Below are 16,537 nucleotides of genomic sequence, written 5' to 3' on the forward strand. Positions count from 1 at the left end.
CGTCCATGCCCAAGACAGTCGACGGAATCTGGATGCGCACCTTCCACATGAATGCTCTAGAGGCGAAACGACGACGTGTCCGTGTCAGTTGATCCATCCCCCTTTGTGACGAATGCGTCCGACTCGGGGCGTCGTCGTGCCATTGCGCTCTATGTGACCGCCTTGATGCTGCTGGTCGCCGGCATCGTGTGGACTCTCAGGGGCCAGTATCTGGCCGAGGTGGAGCGTGTGGAGCAACGTCTCGACGCGCGAGCGGAGGTGGTCGAGGCGCTGGTGGCCGAGCCTTTTGACGTCGCGACTCACGCGCTTGCCGGGCTACTGGCTCTCGATGAAATGATCAATCCTGCCGGCAATGGACCGCCGATGGCACCCTTGCTCAGGGAGCGAACCAGGTCCCTTCCCCTGGTAGAAGACCTGGCGATCCTCTCGGACCCGACAAGCGCAGAAGCTCGCTTTTTCGAGGGTTGGTTACCCCAGGATGCGTTTCTTCGACAGTTGGCCGGATTGAGGAGGGGAGAGACCCTGGTCTCGTCTCTGCACTATTCGCCGTCTGCCGGCGAATACCGCATGACCCTGGTGCAACGGAGCACGGCAGAGACCACTCAGATGCATGTTGCCATGGCATCGATCGACCCCGGGCCCTTGGCTGAAGCGATCAAGGGGTTCGGCCTGATGCAGGGAGAAAGCATCGCCCTGGTCGACAGCGAGGCACGGCTGGTGGTCCGCGTGCCTGCGGCTGGGCTGGCGCCGGGAGAATTGGTGTCGCAGGCGGGAAGTCGATCGCTGACCGCGGACGCGCCGGATACGCTTCACTTTCGTCAGCAATCCCCGCTGGATGGTCAGGAGCGGTTGTTCGTGGCGAGGCGAGTGGCCGAACTGCCTCTGTGGCTGGTGCTGGGCTACAGTCACGAGGCGTTGCTGTCGGGCTGGAGCCAGCGCCTGTGGCCACTGGTAGTGCTGGGGGCGTTGCTGGCCCTGCTCGGATTATGGTTGCTGCGTCACGTGCTGGCGCAGGGGCGTGCCCAGCTGGCGTTGCAGGGGGAGGTGGTCGAACGGCAGCGCGCCGAACAGGCCGCCCACCGCCGTGAAGCTCGCTTGAAGGCGTTGATCGGTTCCATGCAGGACCTGGTACTGGTGCTGGATCGCGGTGGCCACTTCTCCTTTGTCCATGCCGGAGACGAAGCCTTGCTGCTGGCACCGCCGGAGGTCCTGGTCGGCAGCCACTACCGCGCCTTTCTGCCGCCGGACATCGCCAGACGTCTGGACGAGGCGCTGGCCGAGGTGGCGGCCAGCGGTGAAGTACGTCGGTTTGATTATTCTCTGACCGTAGGTGGCGGCCCCCGTGACTTCAGTGCATTGATCAGTCCGCTGCTCAGCGGTGATGGGGAGCATGACGGTGTCCTGCTGGTAGTGCGTGATGTCACCCTGGAGCGGTTGCATCAGGCCAACATGAGCATTGCCGCGGTAGCCTTCGAGACCCACCTGGGCATGATGATCACCGATGTCGATGGCCGCATTCTCAAGGTCAATCGGACCTTTACCGACATCACCGGCTATCGCGAAGACGAGGTCCAGGGGAGTCGCCCAGACATCCTGCGCTCGGGGCGACATGACGAACACTTCTATCGACAGCTATGGCAGCGGATCGGCGATACCGGTGCCTGGCAGGGCGAGATCTGGAATCGTCGCAAGAGCGGAGACATCTATCCTCAATGGCTGACCATCAGCGCGGTGCGTGACGAGCGGGGCCAGCTGCGCAACTACGTGGCGACGCTCAGCGACATCACCGAGCGCAAGGCGGCGGAGGAAGAAATTCATCAGCTTGCCTTCTTCGACCCGCTGACGGGCCTGGCCAATCGACGCCTGCTGCTCGATCGACTCGGCGAAAAACTGGAACGTTGTCAGCGGGATGGCTGTTACGGCGCACTGCTGCTCATTGATTTCGATAACTTCAAGCAGGTCAACGATACCCTCGGCCACCACGGCGGTGACGAGCTGCTCAGAGAAGCCGCCCGTCGCTTCGAGTCGGTATTGCGCGAGGAGGATACTCTGGCACGTCTCAGCGCCGATGAGTTCGTGGTGGTCCTCGAAGGCGTGGGCGTGGAACTCGAGACCGCGGTGCGCGTGGCCGATACCGTTGCTCGCAAGCTGCTGAACACGCTGGATATGCCGGTCTGGATCGAAGGACGTCCGGTGTCGCCGAATGCGCGCGTCGGTATCAGTCCGTTTCGCGACGAGGTCTCTCGCGAACGGTTGTTGCAGCAGGCCGACATGGCCTTGTTCCAGGCCAAGAGTCAGACCGCCAGCGATGTCTGCTTCTTCGACCCGGGGATGCAGCGACGGTTGCAGCAGCGTGCTCAGCTATACGAAGACCTGCTTGGCGCGCTGGCGCGCTCTGAGCTGTATCTGGTCTACCAGAAGCAGGTCGACCAGCTTGATTGTGTTACCGGGGTCGAGGCGCTGATCCGCTGGCGACACCCCGACAGGGGCCTCGTTCCGCCGTCCGAGTTCATTCCGCTGGCCGAGGAGCGCCCACTGATTCATGAACTCGGTCTCTGGGTCATCGAGCAGGCCTGCCTTACGCTGGTGGATTGGGTGCAGCAGGGTGATGACACCACCAGAACCGTGTCGGTCAACGTCAGTCCCAGGCAGTTTCAGGATCCCGGCTTCGTTGCCCGGGTCAGTGATATCCTCGCGCGCACCGGGGCGCCGGCCCGGCGTCTCAAGCTTGAGGTGACCGAGTCGCTGTTCGTGGCGGATCGCGACGGGGTCGAGCGCACCATGACGCGGCTCAAGGCACTGGGCGTGACCTTCGCGCTGGACGACTTCGGCACCGGCTACTCGTCGCTGGCCTATCTGAAGCGTCTGCCGCTGGACGAGCTGAAGATCGACCAGTCCTTCGTTCGCGACGTGCTCGACAACGCCACCAGCTCCGCCATCGTGGCAAGCACCATTGCTCTGGCGCGCAGCCTGGGGCTTGATGTGATTGCCGAGGGAGTGGAGTCAGCGGAGCAGCGGGACTGGCTTCATCGACACGGTTGCCACCGCTACCAGGGCTTTCTGTACGGACAGCCGGCGCCGCTGTCCGAGCTTGATTTTTCGACCTTGTAAGCGGCGGGCGCGGCCCGCCTGACGAACACCTGATGGAGCCTGCATGACCGCGCCTTTTTTCATCGACGCCTGGTCGTTTGGCCAGGAAGTCCGCCAGTTGCCCGAGCCAGCGCCTGGCCCGCTTCAGGCAGGCGCCTGGTACCACTTTCAGCGGGATGCCGAAGCTACCTGCGAGCGCCTCGAGCTGGCAGGAATCCCCGAATCCGCCATCGACGGCGTGCTGGCCGAGGACACCCGGCCGCGCTTCGAGACCCTGGGCGACGGCAACTTCCTGTTGATTCTGCGTGGGGTCAACCTCAACCAGGGCGAGCAGCCCGACGACATGCTCAGTATCCGCATCCTCTATTACGATGGGGTGCTGATTTCCACCCGCAAGCTGCCTTCCCGGGCCATCGCCGACATACGCCGTGAGCTCGAGCAGGGCAAGGGGCCTGACGATCTGGGAGCAGTGGTGGTGGATATCATCGAGAAGCTCCACGAGCGCATCGAGGATTTCGTCGAGCCCTTCGACGCCACCATCGCCGCCCAGGAAGAAGAGCCTGAGGCCGACAACACCGTCCTGATGTCGCTGAACAAGCGGTTGATCAAGCTGCGTCGCTTCCTCAAGCCCCAGCGCTACGCCATTGAAGCGATGATCGACAGCCTGCCACCGCTGCTTGCCGATGATCGATTCGATCTGGCCAATGCCCGCGACACCATCCAGCGAATCAACGAGTCGGTGGACTTCTATCTTGAGCATGTAGGCATGGTTCAGCAGTACCAGACCCATCAGCACACCGAAAAGGTCAACCGCAACACCTACCTGCTGTCGATCATCTCCGGCATCTTCCTGCCGATCAGCTTTCTGACTGGCCTGCTGGGCGTGAATATCGGCGGCATGCCTGGCGTCGACAATCCCATGTCCTTCGCCCTGTTCTGCACCTTCATGGTGGTGCTGGTGGCGGTGGAGCTGGTGGTGCTCAAGCGCTGGCGTTTTATCTAGGCCCCGTCAGCCACTTGAGCCAGCCGCTTGAGCCAGCCTCTTGAGCCAGACGCTTGAACCAGCCGCTTCAACGACCCTTGGCCGCCGAACGCTGGTCACACCGCGTCGACGGTTAGCCGGGAGCGGCGATGGCCCGTCGCGCCTTCAGCAGAAAGCCAAGGCCCACCAGGGCAAGTCCCGCCAACAGCCCGAACAGGGCGGTATAGCTGCCGAACAGCCCATGTAGCGCACCCAGCAGGGGTAGCCCGACAAGCACACCGCTGTAGGTCAGCACCAGGCAACCGCCGGCGGCGTCGGCCACCCGTTCGGCGGGGGCCAGACGGGTGATCTCGGCCATGAACACGCCGTTCCAGCCAAGCGCCGACAGGCTCATGAGGCACAGCACCGCGACCATTGCCCAGCGCGGCCAGTCGGCGTCCATGGTGGCGATGGCCAGGCCGCTACCGGCGCTCAGGCAGGCCAGCCCCATCAGGGTGATCAGGCGATCGTCGAGGATATCGCCGACAAGGCCCCACAGCACTCGGCCGATGATGCCGAAGACCTGGACCGCGGACATGGTGGCGCCGGCGACGACCAGGCCGACGCCCAGATCCTCGACCAGCAGCGCCACGGTGAAGGCCGAGACCGATAGCTGGATGGCTGAAAAGCAGAGACTCAAGAGGGCCAGGTAGCGCAGCGCCGGGCGCTGCCAGACCACCTGGAGCCCGGCCAAGGGGGTGGTCAGCCAAGGAGTGCGAGGGTCGCGCTCGCGGTCCCAGTGATGGCGCTGAATCTGCAATAGCAGAATACCGATGACGGCGACCAGGAACAGGCAGCCCAGAGCCGCCTGCCAGCCGATGGCCAGCGCCAGGGCGGGGGCGACAAGGCCCGCCAGCACGCCACCGAAGGGCACCCCGGTCTGCTTGAGCGAGAACACCAGGCCCTGGCGGTGACGCGGAGTCACCCGAAACAGCAAAAGCGACGCAGAGGGGTTGGTCAGGCCATAGCCGAGCCCGGCGATCAGCGAGGCCAGGGCGAAGGTGGCCAGCGACGGCAGGGTCAGCAGCGCCGCGCCGCCGCCAAGCAGCCCCAGCGCCAGCTGGCTGACGCGACAGGGGCCATAGCGTCGGGTCAGCGGCCCACCGACCAGCGAGGTCAGCATGGCGCCACCGAAGATCAGGCTGACCTGGATACCCACGGTGGCGGTGGAAACTCCCAGCGAGTCCGCCAGGGTCGGCGCGATCGCCGAGGGAAACAGCGCCACCAGCGACGAGAAGGCCAACACCAGGGTCGTTGCCAGCAGGGCGATACCGACCTGGGGAGGCGGAGAGGGTGGTGAAGAGGGAGCTGTAGAGGGCGCCGTCTGCTGGTTCATGCCCCCGCGTCTGCCCCGGCCAGGCCTTCACGCGGTACCCGGCGCAGGTGGCTTTCGGTCTTGCCGCCGGGCAGTGCCGCGATCAAGTCGGCCGCGTGCAGCAGCGCGCCAAGATCGATGTCACCTGCCATCCCGCCCCCCTGCAGGGCGTAGACCAGGTCTTCACTGGCGGTGTTGCCGGTGGCCCCCGGAGCGAAGGGACAACCGCCGAGGCCGGCGCAGGCGGCGTCGAGTGCGGTGGCACCGTGGCGGGCCGCGAACAGGGCGTTGGCCACGCCCATGCCGAAGGTGTCATGGCCGTGGAACGCCCAGGACAGGGCGGGGGATCGGTGGCGCTCGTTCAGCTCGGTGAAGTGGTCCGCCACCTGGAAGGGCGTGGCGCGACCGGTGGTGTCGCACAGGGCGACTTCCACCGGCAACTCGCCGGTGATGGCGAGCGCCTTAGTGAGCACCTCATCGACCCGGCGCCAGTCGACCCTGCCGTCGAAGGGGCAGTCGAAGCTGGTGCCAAGGTCCAGGCGCAGGGCGGTGTTGCCCTTGGCGCGCACCGCCTCGACCACACGGGCGAAGGCCTCCAACGATTCATCCACCGACTGGCGCACATTGTTGCGGTTGTGCGCCTCGGACACCGAGACCACGTAGACCAGCTCGCTGACATCGTGTTCAAGCGCAAGCTCGGCTCCCTTGAGGTTGGGAACAAGCGCGGAGAATCTCACATCGCGGCGATGGGCGAAGGCGCGGATCAGCTCGCCGGTGTCCGCCATCTGCGGAATCGCCCGGGGGCTGACGAAGGAGCCGATCTCCATGCGTCGGATGCCGGCGTCGAGCAGCGCCTGGATGACCTCGATCTTGCGCTCTGTCGGCAGCGGATCGGCGATCGACTGGAAGCCGTCGCGTGGGGCGACCTCGACCAGTTCGATCGGGGCGGGTGACGTGGTGGTCATGCGGGAGTCTCCGTCGGGTTCAAGGGTGGGTGGCATCGATGTGATCGGAGCCGTCCGGCGGCGGCAGTGGGGCGCCGCGGGAAAGGCTCGCCAGGGTGTCGATCAGAAACTGAAGGCCGAGTGCGGTGAAGCCGATCGGCAGCAGCGCGTAGGGGATGCCCATGGGGGTGCCGAGGGCGCTGGACACCCGTTCGCCGTACTCGAAGGCCTGGGCCGCCATCAGATAACCGCGCCAGGCGAGGATCGCGCAGAACGTCATCCCGGCAAGACCAGTGAACACTTCCAGCAGGCGACGCGCCTTGGCGGGAAGCTTGTCCTTGAAGAAGGTGATACGGATATGGGCGTCGAAGCGTTGGGCCTCGGCGGCGCCCATCACCGCCAGATACACCAGCAGGAAGGAGTTGATCTCCAGGCTCCAGTGGGTGGGGGCGGAGAAGGCGTAGCGCATGACAGTGTCGTAGCAGATCGACACCGTCATGAACACCAGCACCGCCATCGAGGCCAGGCGCAGGATGGCGAGTACGCCATCCCAGCCCTTGAGGGGGATCCTCTGTGCGTGCGCTTTCATGGCGACCTCAGGCCTGTCCCAGCGCGAGCTTGATGGCACGTTCGCCGAGTTCCTCACCGACCTCGCCTTTCCAGTGGTCCCATACCTTGTGGGTGGCCTCGTTGAAGGCGGCCAGATCCTCGTCGCTGGGGGCGATGATCTCGACGTTCTCCTCGCGCACCTGAGGCCAGTACTCGTTGGGATAGATATCGTCGTTGCAGTGGCTGATGAAGTTCTCGTCGTACCAGCGGGCGGCATCTTCGAGGATCGCACGGCTGTCGTCGTCGAGGCTGTCCCAGCGGTCACGCAGCATGAAGGGCGCCACCGAGAAGCCGGTGATCGGCAGCTGGTAGCACACGTCCACCTGCTCCTGCAGGCTGCGCCCGATGATGGTGGAGATATTGAACACGCCGGCGTCCACGGTACCGCGCTGCAGCGCCATGTAGGTCTCGGACGAAGGAATGCGCACCGCACCGATGTCGTAGGCCTCCAGCGCCGAGGTGGCCTCGAAGCTGACCACCCTGACCTTCTTGCCGCGAATGTCCTCGAGGCTGCGCACCGCGTTGTCCTGGGTGCTCCAGATGTATTCGGGCTCGAGGATGCCGCCGCCGGAGGTCAGCATGTAGAGGTTTTCCTTGGCCAGCTCCTCATTGATCAGGTCGAACAGCGGGCTGCCCTGACGCAGCCGCTCGGGGTGGCGGTACAGCTCGCCGACGACACCGGGCAGCCCGGTGATGCCGAGGATCGGCAGCGAGCGGGTGATGTAGGAGGTGGTGTGGAACATGAAGTCGATATTACGCGAGCGCAGCGCGGGAAGCTGTTCGTCGGCCTTGAGCAGCTGGCCCGAGTCGTAGAAATCGACCTCAAGCACGTCGCCGCCGTTGTCGCGCAGGTAGTTGACGAAGCCGGCGGAGCCGTAGGTCAGCGCCTTGTAGGACGGTGGCAGGTAGGTCACGCCGGTGAAGGTGGTGGCGGCGCGGGCATGGCGTGGCATCAGCGCCTGGGGGCCCAGCAGCGAGGCCCCTGCGGTGGCGAAGGCGGTGGTCTTGAGCAGTTGGCGGCGGGTCAGGTTCATGGGAATGTCTCCGTCTTGTCATTGTCGTTGTTGCCCCTGGCCAGCGGGGCGAGTGAATCGGGGCCCCTTCAGTGCATCAGGCTCGGTAGCCACAGGCTGATGCTGGGGAAGAACACGAACAGCATCAGCACCAGGAACTGCACCGCCACGAAGGGCAGCGCGCTCTTGATGATCTCCTCCACCGACAGCTCCGGGCAGACCCCCCTGAGCGCGTAGAGGTTTAGCCCTACCGGCGGGGTGATCACCGCGATCTCCAGGTTCAGCACCATGACGATGCCGAACCACAGGGGGTCATAGCCCATGGCCTGGATCAGCGGCAGCAGCACCGGCGTGGTGACCACGATCAGCGAGACCGCATCGACGATCATGCCGAGCAGGATCAGCAGCAGCATGACCGCCAGCAGGATCGCCCAGTCCGGCAGGCCCGAGGCGGTCAGCGATTCGGTCAGCAGCTGCGGCACCCGCACCATGTTGAGGTAGTCGCCGAAGATCTTGGCGCAGCCGATGATCAGCAGGATGGCGCCGCTGACTCGTGCGGTGCTGGCCAGGATGCGGCCGAAGGAGGCAAGCGTCAGGCAGCGGAAGATCAGCGCGGCGATCACGAAGGCGCCAAAGGCGCCGATGCCGGCGGCCTCGCTGGGGGTGGCCAGTCCAGAATAGATAGAGCCAAGCACCACCAGCACCAGCAGGGCGGCGTGCCAGATGTGGGCAAGGCTGGCGAAGCGCTCGCGCCAGCTGAAGCGTTGCTCGACGCTGGGCGCTTCCTCGGGCTTCAGACTCACCCGGATAAAGATGTAGAGCGACAGCGCCAGGGCCAGTACCACCCCGGGGACGATACCGCCGATGAACAGGTCGGCCACCGATACGCTGGCCACGGCGCCATAGATGATGAAGGGCACACTGGGCGGGATCAGCATCGCCAGGGCGCCGGCGCTGACCACCGCACCGGCGGCCAGCGAGCGGCTGTAGCCGCGCTCGAGCATCTGCGGTACGGCGATCGAACCGACCGCGGCGACGCCGGCCAGGCTCACCCCGGACACCGCGCCGAACACCGCCGAGGCACCCACCGAGGAGATCGCCAGGCTACCCCTGAGCCAGTGCAGCCACCTCACCGCCGCCTGGAACAGGTTGCTGCCCACCGGCGTAGCACCGAGCAGGTTGCCCATCAATATGAACAGCGGCAGGGCAATCAATTCGAAGGCATTGAGCTGGCCAAACAGCGACGACGGCGCGAAGAAGAACGCCATGGAGCCCCGGGCCATGTACAGGCCGGCGAGCCCGGCCAGCCCCAGGGACAGAAAGATCGGCAGGCCGACGGCGATCAATACGATCAGCAGCGCCAGGACGAGTAGGGGTTCCATGCAAGAGCCTCTAGGTTGTTGTTGTCGGCAGAGTGGTCGCTGGTTGGCGGTGCTAGATCACGCTGTCCTTGCGCAGGGCATCGATGCTGTTCTGGTCGAGTTCCAGCCAGTCGCCGAGCACCGCCTCGGTGTGTTCGCCCAGGGCCGGACCGACCTGGCGTACCTTGCCAGGCGTCTGCGACAGCCGCGGAAAGACGTTCTGCATCGGCAGCGGCTTGCCGTGGCGGTCCGGCACCTCGACGATGGAGCCGCGCTCCTTGATGTGTTCGTCTTCGAGCATGTCCTTGGCGGTGTACACCAGGCCCGCCGGGACACCGGCGTCGGCCAGCAGGTCGACGATATGCTGGGCATCGTGGTGGGCGGTCCAGGCGGCGATCAGCTCGTCGATGGCCTGCTGGTTCTCGCCTCGCGCGCGATGGTCGGCATAGTCCGGATGATCGGCCAGGGTGGGCTGACCCATGGCCTCGCACAGCCGGCGGAAGACGGTGTCCTGATTGGCGCCGATGATGACGTCCCGGCCGTCCCTGGCGGGATAGGCGTTGGACGGCGCGATCTTGGGCAGGAAGCTGCCTGCGCGCTCACGGATCTTGCCGGCCCGGGCGTAGTCGGGGATCAGGCTCTCCATCATCGCCATCACCGCCTCGAAGATGGCACTGTCCACCACCTGGCCACGCCCGGTCTTCTCGCGCTGGTGCAGCGCCAGCAACGCGCCCATGGCGCCCTGGACCCCGGCCAGGGTGTCGCCCAGCGAAATCCCCACCCTGACCGGGGGGCGGTCTGGGTAGCCGCTGATGTAGCGCAGCCCGCCCATGGCTTCGCACACCGCCGCGAAACCGGCACGCGACGCGTAGGGACCGTCCTGGCCGAAGCCGGTGACCCGCACCATGATCAGCCCCGGGTTGTCGGCCGACAGGCTCTGGTAGTCCAGGCCCCAGCGCTCCATGGTGCCGGGGCGGAAGTTTTCGATCAGCACATCGGCCTTGGCCGCCAGTCGCCGCAGCAGGTCCTGGCCCTCGGGCTTGCGCAGATCGAGGGTCAGCGACTGCTTGTTGCGGGCGATCACGTTCCACCACAGCGGTTCGCCGCTCTCGTCGGTCTGGCCCCATTGGCGCATGGCGTCGCCCTTGCCCGGTGGCTCGATCTTGACCACCTGGGCGCCGAAGTCGGCCAGTACCTGGCCGCAGGTGGGCCCGGCGATAAGCTGGCCGAGTTCGAGCACCTTGAGGTCGTCCAGCGGGAGTGAGGCGATAAGCTCGTTCATGTTGGAGGTCCGTGGTCAGAGGTCGAGGGTGGAAGATGAAGGGTGAAACGCAAAAAGGGCCGCGTCGGGAGGATCACGGGGGCGATGAGGTCGCGGTCGAGGTGTCGACGGTCACGTGCAGTACCCGCGCGGCCAGCAGATGGGCGCGCATCACGTTCTCCGCCCAGGCGGCGTTGCCGGCGCCGATGGCGATCAGCATCTCGCGGTGGTGCTGCATGCTGCGCTTGAGCGCCGAGCGGTCGTAGCTGGCGAAATTACGTCGGATGATCGAGGTACGCACCACGCTCTCGAGGATCTGGGCCAGACGCTGGTTGTCGCTGGCCTGGATCAACAGGCGGTGAAACTCGTGGTTGAGCGAGGCCAGCTCGCTGTGGCCCGCACCATCGAGGGGGCTCTCGGTCAGGGCCTCCATGCGCGAGGCCAGGTCATCCAGATGGGCGAGGGTGTCAGCGTCGATGTGTCGGCAGGCGAGTCCGACCGCCATGGGTTCGAGTACCAGGCGCAGTTCGAACACTTCACGAGCGTCCTTTTCGGTCCACTCGGCCACCCTGGCGCCCTGATGGGGAATGGCCTCGAGCCAGCCCTCGGAGACCAGCTCCCGCAGCGCCTCGCGGACCGGGGTACGGCTGACCTCGAGCTCCCGGGCAACCGCCGCCTCACGCACGAATTCGAGCGGTCGATAGACGCCGTCGAGGATGCGTTGCTTGATGGCTTCATGGACCTGGGCGGTGGCCGTGCGGGCACCGCTGGCTTCGAGCGGGGTGGTCGGAGTCACGAGGAAATCTCTTACATTGCATACAATCGTAAGAGTAGAGGGCTTTATGGATGGGCGAAGTTAGACTTTTGGTCGAAATTGCATGCAGCGGCCGGTGATTCCCCGGTGGTGGACCAGTCCTAGGCGCTGTCCGAAAAGTCGACGAGCGAAGGTTAGACAAGGCAAAAATCGGTGAGAAAGCGCAGTTTACGGGGTGTAAATGAGCATTTTGATCCGATTTTTAACGCCGTATTACCGAGCGCAGGCACTTTTCAGACAAGCCCTAGCCCACCGCGTCGTTGGCCGCGAATACGCTGTCGGCCAGGTAACGTTCGTCGAACTGGCCGGCATCGGCCAGGGCGGCCGGATCAGGCAGCAGCAGACGATGACGGTTTCGGTGCAGCAGGCCCTCCTCGTCGAGTGCGCTGAAGGTGCGACTGACGTGCACAGGACTCAGCCCCAGCACGTCGGCCAGCATTTCCTGGGACAGTGGCAGACGGATGCTGTGGTCTTCCTGGCGGCCGGCGGTCTTGGCCAGGCGCTCGTACATTTCCATGATGAAGTGAGCCAGCTTCTGTCTGGCGCTGCGTCGCGACAGATTGACCAGGCGCTCGGTCAGCAGCACCTGCTGGCGGCTGGCCATGGCGAAGAGGATCGAGGTCAGGGTGGTCGACTGTTGAAAGATGTCGGTCAGACGGGCGTGGGGGAAGCGGCAGATGGTGCCGTCCTCGATCATCTGGACGCCGGTAAGACGCTGATGAAAGGCGTATTCGCGTAGCCCGATCACGTCGCCAGGGAGGTAGACCTCCAGGATCTGGCGCGCGCCGTCTTCCAGCTGCCGGTAGGAGAAGGCCCAGCCCTGGCTCAGGGTGAAGAAGTCCTGGGCAGGATCGCGTTCCTCCCAAAGGCTATCGCCGGCCTTGACCTCCAGCGGTGACTTCTCGAGCGCGCCCAGCAGCTGGCGATCGCCATCGCTGAGCGGGTGATAGTGGCGAAAATGCTTGACGATGCAGCTGTCCCGGTTCGACACGGCAAGGCTCCTTGCACGACAGGCTCGATGGAGAATGCGTATTAGGGGTTTACGTTAACTCAGGTTATGTCGGCGCGGTAGATACAGGCCCAGGATGGGGGTCCATCGCCGAGGTCGGTCAAGGCACAGCGTCTCCGGTCACGGCGATCCATTCTGGAATCGTTACGGAGGCGGAGTCATGACTTACGCACCCAACCAACTGTCGATCCGTTCGGATGATGGCTATCCCACACGCCTCGACGCGCCAATGGGCAATATCGCCCGCCATTGCCCGGTCGTCCATGCGACGCCCGAGCAGCGCCAGGCCGGGCCGCTCGACGAGCAGGAGCTGGCCGCATTCGAAGAACGTGGCTTTCTCTGGTTCGACAGCTTCTTCGAGGCCGACGACATTGAGCCCTTCTTCGATGAGCTAAGCGCCATGGAGCGCGATCCCGAGCTGACCGGCAGCGACAAGGTCATCACCGATCCTGTCTCTGGCGCCATTCGTTCGGTGTTCGGCATGCACGAATTGTCCGAGCGCTTCGATCGCCTGACCCGCTCGCCGCGGCTTCTGAAGATCGTCGAGCAGCTGCTCGGGGGCGGTGTCTACGTGCACCAGTCGCGGATCAACGACAAGGCCGGCTTCCAGGGCAGTGGCTTCGACTGGCACTCGGACTTCGAGACCTGGCACGCAGAAGACGGCATGCCCGGCATGCGCGCGCTGAGTGTCTCGCTGATGCTCACCGACAACGGCGAGTTCAACGGACCGCTGATGCTGGTGCCGGGGTCCCATCGCCAGTTTGTCCCCACCGTGGGACGCACCCCGGACCAGAACTGGGAGACCTCGCTCAAGGCGCAGCACATCGGTGTACCGACCCGGGAGCAGCTGGGGCCGATCATCGAACAGCAGGGCATCGAGGCACCCAAGGGGCCGGCCGGGTCGATTCTGCTGTTCGACTGCAACGCGCTGCATGCGTCCAACAGCAACCTGTCACCGTGGCCGCGCTCCAACCTGTTCTTCGTCTACAACAGCGTCGACAACCGCCTGGTCACTCCCTTCGGCGCCAAGTCCCCACGGCCCGAGCACCTGGCGGCGCGCGAGCGCACGCCAGCACTGGGATGATCAGGCGCCAGCCAATGTCGGTAGATGGCTTCGCCCTTGGGCGTGGCCGCTCCCCATCAAGAGAAAAGAGCCATCAAGAGGAAGCCCCCATGCACATTGGCGACACCCTGCTGATTGCCCGTGATCTGGTCATGGTAGCCGAGGACCAGTTGTCCTCGGGTAACACCGCCGAGATCATCGATACCTCGGCCCTGGTCGACGGTGACGGTGACGACATACGTCTGCCGCGCTATCGGGTACTGATCGACGAGGTGGGGGAGCGGGACTGCTCCTGCACCATTCTCGAACGCCTCGAATAGTCGGGTGCTGGCGCCTGGTCTGATTGTCTCATTGGCATCGGCATCGGCATCTGTATCGGCTGCGAGTGCCAAAGCCACACGGGGTGACGGCCGGGCCATGCGTCTGTTAAGGATGGAGCACATTCTCGGACGTGGAGGCACGATGACGATTCAGCTCAAGCGGGCCTACGATAAGCCCGCCGACAATGACGGCTATCGGGTGCTGGTGGACAGGCTCTGGCCGCGGGGGATCGCCAAGGACGAGGCGCGTATCGATGAATGGATCAAGGAGGCCGCCCCCAGTGATGACCTGCGCAAGGCCTTTCACAGCGAAGCACTGGGCTGGGGCGAGTTTTGTCAGCGCTATCTGGCTGAGCTGAAGGCGCAGCGGGAAACGCTCAGACCCCTGGCCGAGCGCAGCCAGCAGCACATGGTCACCCTGGTGTTTTCCTCGAAGGATGAGACCCACAACAACGCAGTGGTGCTCAAGGACTATCTGGCCATGCTGACCGGGTGACATTCGGGCGGACCACCGGGCATCACGGCCTCGAACTGATCTTGCCCAGTAGCGCTGCTGCGGGTTTTAGCTGCACCAGTTTCCAAGTCCATGCAGCGCTTGATGACGGCTGCCTACGCTTCACGTCGCAGCCAGTGACGAGGACTTCGGTATGGTAGCGGTCGAGCGAAGCACGGAAGGAAACGTCCGGTGCTGTCCCGGTACTGAGCGCAAAACTGCGCTGAGTCCGCATCAAGCTGATCAAACATGTTGGGGATGTCCCGCATCACATCGTTGTGTCGCTTCCCCGTCAGCTCTGCAATCTCTCGGCTGGACATGCTGAGGTTTGTTTAAAAGTTTACTGCTGCGTTTAAATACTATTCCTTTTTCGATTCTAAGGCCATTTTTGCGCAGCATGCAGCACCCGCAAGATGGTAATCAATGCTTCAGACTCTCGGTAAACAACGATGTAGTTATCTGTGACAACCATCTCGCGTGTTCCAGGCTCCCTACCTGGTTTATACAGCTTTGGATGGTCAGGGAGACGATCTACCTTGTCCTTTATATGATGGAAGAGTTTTAGAGCCGCATCAGGGTTGTCTTCAGAAATGTATTCAACAATCCCTGATGCGTCTTCAAGCGCCAAGATTGACCACTCAATCTTCACCATTGCGCTTGCTCTCTATAATGGCCTGGATATGGCGCATTGCATCATCGTGTGGGATGCCCTGGCGTGTATCAGCCAGCGCCTCCTGTACCTTCATGCGAAACCAAGCATCATGCGCCTGGGGGTCACTGGTGAGTCCCGCTGGCAGCCCTCCTTCGGCGCTAACCCGTGTCAGGAGAATCCGTACAGCCTCCGACACCGTAAGACCCATTTTCGCAAGAGTTTCAGTGGCTTCTGCCTTCAGATCTTCGTCCACTCGGACATGCAGCATCGTTGTGCGGGCCATCGCCGTTGCCTCCTGGATATGGATCTTTGAGTTTGTATCTCAATTGAGATGCAGTCAAGCTCAACCCTCCCCGAAGCCAGCACTCATACAGCGCTTGCTCTTGATACCCTTCTGCGATACCTCGTCCAGCAAGCCGCTCATCAGTCTTCATGACGAGACTCCAACAGTTCAGCGATCTCCAGGCTGGACATGGTGAGGTTTGTTTTAGCGTGTTAGCGGGCAGGGCGAAAGCACGGGCGGGTGTGGTGCATTCTGAGTGCGGCTAAGCTTGAACGCCCCTTATCGACAAGATGCAAGTGTGATATGTGATCAATTAGGGTATGAGACTACAGCTTCTGACCACTCTTCCTATCAATACTTTCGGCGTCCCATCCTTGGCATAGTTTCATCGCCAGATTTTTGTCTTGTTCTTCTAGTCTCTTGTTTTTCTCTTCCTGCTTCATTTTCTCCAATCGCTTCTTAAGCTTATTCGCACAATAAAATCCAAGGCCCATGATAGTAGAAAAACCCATGGTCAATACGAAGAGTGGAAACATTTGTGAGTGGACGATCTCGAGCATGTAGGATACCTTGTTATAATAAATCACCAAGAAGATGATAACCCATCCCGTTGTAAATCAAACACCTTCCTTCCTCGTTTCCACCTAGAAGTCTTGTTCGTCAACGTTCTTCTGTGCTACATAGGCTTGTTTTGAGCGTGGATTACATGTTGGCTTTATTCCGCATGTTTCAAGCAGGGTGAGGGTGATGCTCGCCCTAGTTCATTCATGCATAACGCACGTACTCACGATTTTCTGTGATCAATAGAGTATACCTGAGAGAGCACGTGCTAGAGAGGCCCGGATTCGTATTCATAAAGACTGATTTACAACTCAGGTTTGAATCTTCGTGACTATCTGATTTACATGAAAAGCCATGATGACGCCGTGATCGAGATGTTGTGCGAGGATCCCGACATGGCGGTTGATTACTTGCGCACGGCCTTCGATGAGCTGGATCAGGAAGGCGGAGAGACTGCCTTCCTGATGGCGCTCCGCCATGTGGTGGAAGCACGAGGCGGCATGACGGTTGTGGCCGAGCGTGCCGCAGTGTCACGCGAGAGCTTGTACCGGGCGCTTTCGCCGAAGGGAAACCCGACCTATGAGCACCATGACTGCGGTAATCAAGGCAACCGGCATCCATTTTCATGAACTGACGGGTCAGGCTCCTGAAGTTGCCAACAAGCGATAGCGGGTTCGTTCAACGTCAAGTGCCGTTCCCTCGGGCCTGCTACCGCCTTTTCGATCTCA

At 62.9% G+C, this 16,537-nt stretch carries 18 protein-coding genes; 6 read left to right on the forward strand and 12 right to left on the reverse strand.

Annotated features, from left to right (window positions below):
• Positions 1-81 precede the first annotated feature (81 nt).
• Together RBB39_RS05390 and RBB39_RS05395 are read left to right on the forward strand one after the other, a co-directional pair.
• Positions 82-3,111, forward strand: a complete 3,030-nt coding sequence (locus RBB39_RS05390) for an EAL domain-containing protein (protein WP_306168878.1) — start codon at positions 82-84, stop codon at positions 3,109-3,111.
• Positions 3,112-3,154: 43 nt separating this feature from the next.
• Positions 3,155-4,093: a CorA family divalent cation transporter gene (locus tag RBB39_RS05395; protein WP_052704205.1), complete on the forward strand. Its 939-nt coding sequence runs from the start codon at positions 3,155-3,157 to the stop codon at positions 4,091-4,093.
• Between the two features lie 112 nt (positions 4,094-4,205).
• On the opposite strand, the gene RBB39_RS05400 is transcribed toward RBB39_RS05395, so the two are convergent.
• The 8 genes from RBB39_RS05400 to RBB39_RS05435 form a co-directional block, all read right to left on the reverse strand.
• Positions 4,206-5,447, reverse strand: a complete 1,242-nt coding sequence (locus RBB39_RS05400) for an MFS transporter (protein ID WP_222570051.1) — start codon at positions 5,445-5,447, stop codon at positions 4,206-4,208.
• Entirely contained in the window at positions 5,444-6,391 is a 948-nt protein-coding gene (locus tag RBB39_RS05405) for a hydroxymethylglutaryl-CoA lyase (protein WP_306168879.1), read from the reverse strand. Before RBB39_RS05405 ends, RBB39_RS05400 begins: the two co-directional genes overlap by 4 nt.
• A gap of 19 nt (positions 6,392-6,410) precedes the next feature.
• The gene (locus RBB39_RS05410; protein WP_108132356.1) at positions 6,411-6,959 is read right to left on the reverse strand and encodes a TRAP transporter small permease; all 549 of its coding nucleotides are present in this window, start codon (positions 6,957-6,959) and stop codon (positions 6,411-6,413) included.
• A gap of 7 nt (positions 6,960-6,966) precedes the next feature.
• Entirely contained in the window at positions 6,967-8,013 is a 1,047-nt protein-coding gene (locus RBB39_RS05415; RefSeq protein WP_045991077.1) for a TRAP transporter substrate-binding protein, read from the reverse strand.
• 68 nt (positions 8,014-8,081) lie between these two features.
• Positions 8,082-9,374 (reverse strand): TRAP transporter large permease, encoded by a 1,293-nt coding sequence (locus RBB39_RS05420; protein ID WP_045991076.1) that lies wholly within the window; start codon positions 9,372-9,374, stop codon positions 8,082-8,084.
• A gap of 52 nt (positions 9,375-9,426) precedes the next feature.
• Positions 9,427-10,635, reverse strand: a complete 1,209-nt coding sequence (locus RBB39_RS05425) for a CaiB/BaiF CoA-transferase family protein (protein WP_045991075.1) — start codon at positions 10,633-10,635, stop codon at positions 9,427-9,429.
• 73 nt (positions 10,636-10,708) lie between these two features.
• Positions 10,709-11,410: a GntR family transcriptional regulator gene (locus tag RBB39_RS05430; RefSeq protein WP_124803372.1), complete on the reverse strand. Its 702-nt coding sequence runs from the start codon at positions 11,408-11,410 to the stop codon at positions 10,709-10,711.
• Positions 11,411-11,672: 262 nt separating this feature from the next.
• Entirely contained in the window at positions 11,673-12,419 is a 747-nt protein-coding gene (locus RBB39_RS05435) for a Crp/Fnr family transcriptional regulator (RefSeq protein ID WP_045991981.1), read from the reverse strand.
• Between the two features lie 178 nt (positions 12,420-12,597).
• On the opposite strand from RBB39_RS05435, the gene thpD reads away from it, so the two are divergent.
• From thpD to RBB39_RS05450, 3 genes are all read left to right on the forward strand, one after another.
• A complete protein-coding gene (thpD, locus tag RBB39_RS05440) occupies positions 12,598-13,521 on the forward strand; it encodes an ectoine hydroxylase (RefSeq protein ID WP_108449962.1) in 924 nt (307 codons plus the stop codon).
• An 89-nt stretch (positions 13,522-13,610) separates the two neighbouring features.
• Complete coding sequence (locus RBB39_RS05445; protein WP_306168880.1) at positions 13,611-13,820, forward strand: hypothetical protein; 210 nt, start codon at positions 13,611-13,613, stop codon at positions 13,818-13,820.
• A gap of 142 nt (positions 13,821-13,962) precedes the next feature.
• Complete coding sequence (locus tag RBB39_RS05450) at positions 13,963-14,316, forward strand: DUF488 domain-containing protein (RefSeq protein WP_306168881.1); 354 nt, start codon at positions 13,963-13,965, stop codon at positions 14,314-14,316.
• A gap of 113 nt (positions 14,317-14,429) precedes the next feature.
• On the opposite strand, the gene RBB39_RS22735 is transcribed toward RBB39_RS05450, so the two are convergent.
• The 4 genes from RBB39_RS22735 to RBB39_RS05465 form a co-directional block, all read right to left on the reverse strand.
• Positions 14,430-14,633 (reverse strand): Rha family transcriptional regulator, encoded by a 204-nt coding sequence (locus RBB39_RS22735; RefSeq protein WP_371931859.1) that lies wholly within the window; start codon positions 14,631-14,633, stop codon positions 14,430-14,432.
• Positions 14,634-14,689: 56 nt separating this feature from the next.
• On the reverse strand, positions 14,690-14,965 hold the full coding sequence (locus RBB39_RS05455; RefSeq protein WP_306168882.1) for a type II toxin-antitoxin system RelE/ParE family toxin: 276 nt from the start codon (positions 14,963-14,965) through the stop codon (positions 14,690-14,692).
• Entirely contained in the window at positions 14,952-15,248 is a 297-nt protein-coding gene (locus tag RBB39_RS05460; protein WP_045991985.1) for a type II toxin-antitoxin system RelB/DinJ family antitoxin, read from the reverse strand. Before RBB39_RS05460 ends, RBB39_RS05455 begins: the two co-directional genes overlap by 14 nt.
• Before the next feature lie 326 nt (positions 15,249-15,574).
• Complete coding sequence (locus tag RBB39_RS05465) at positions 15,575-15,808, reverse strand: hypothetical protein (protein WP_306168883.1); 234 nt, start codon at positions 15,806-15,808, stop codon at positions 15,575-15,577.
• Between the two features lie 345 nt (positions 15,809-16,153).
• On the opposite strand from RBB39_RS05465, the gene RBB39_RS05470 reads away from it, so the two are divergent.
• Positions 16,154-16,438, forward strand: a complete 285-nt coding sequence (locus RBB39_RS05470; RefSeq protein ID WP_306168884.1) for a DNA-binding protein — start codon at positions 16,154-16,156, stop codon at positions 16,436-16,438.
• Positions 16,439-16,537: the final 99 nt, after the last annotated feature.

Origin of the sequence: Halomonas sp. MMSF_3323 (assembly GCF_030733595.1) — a bacterium.
Classification (GTDB): Bacteria; Pseudomonadota; Gammaproteobacteria; order Pseudomonadales; family Halomonadaceae; genus Halomonas; species Halomonas litopenaei.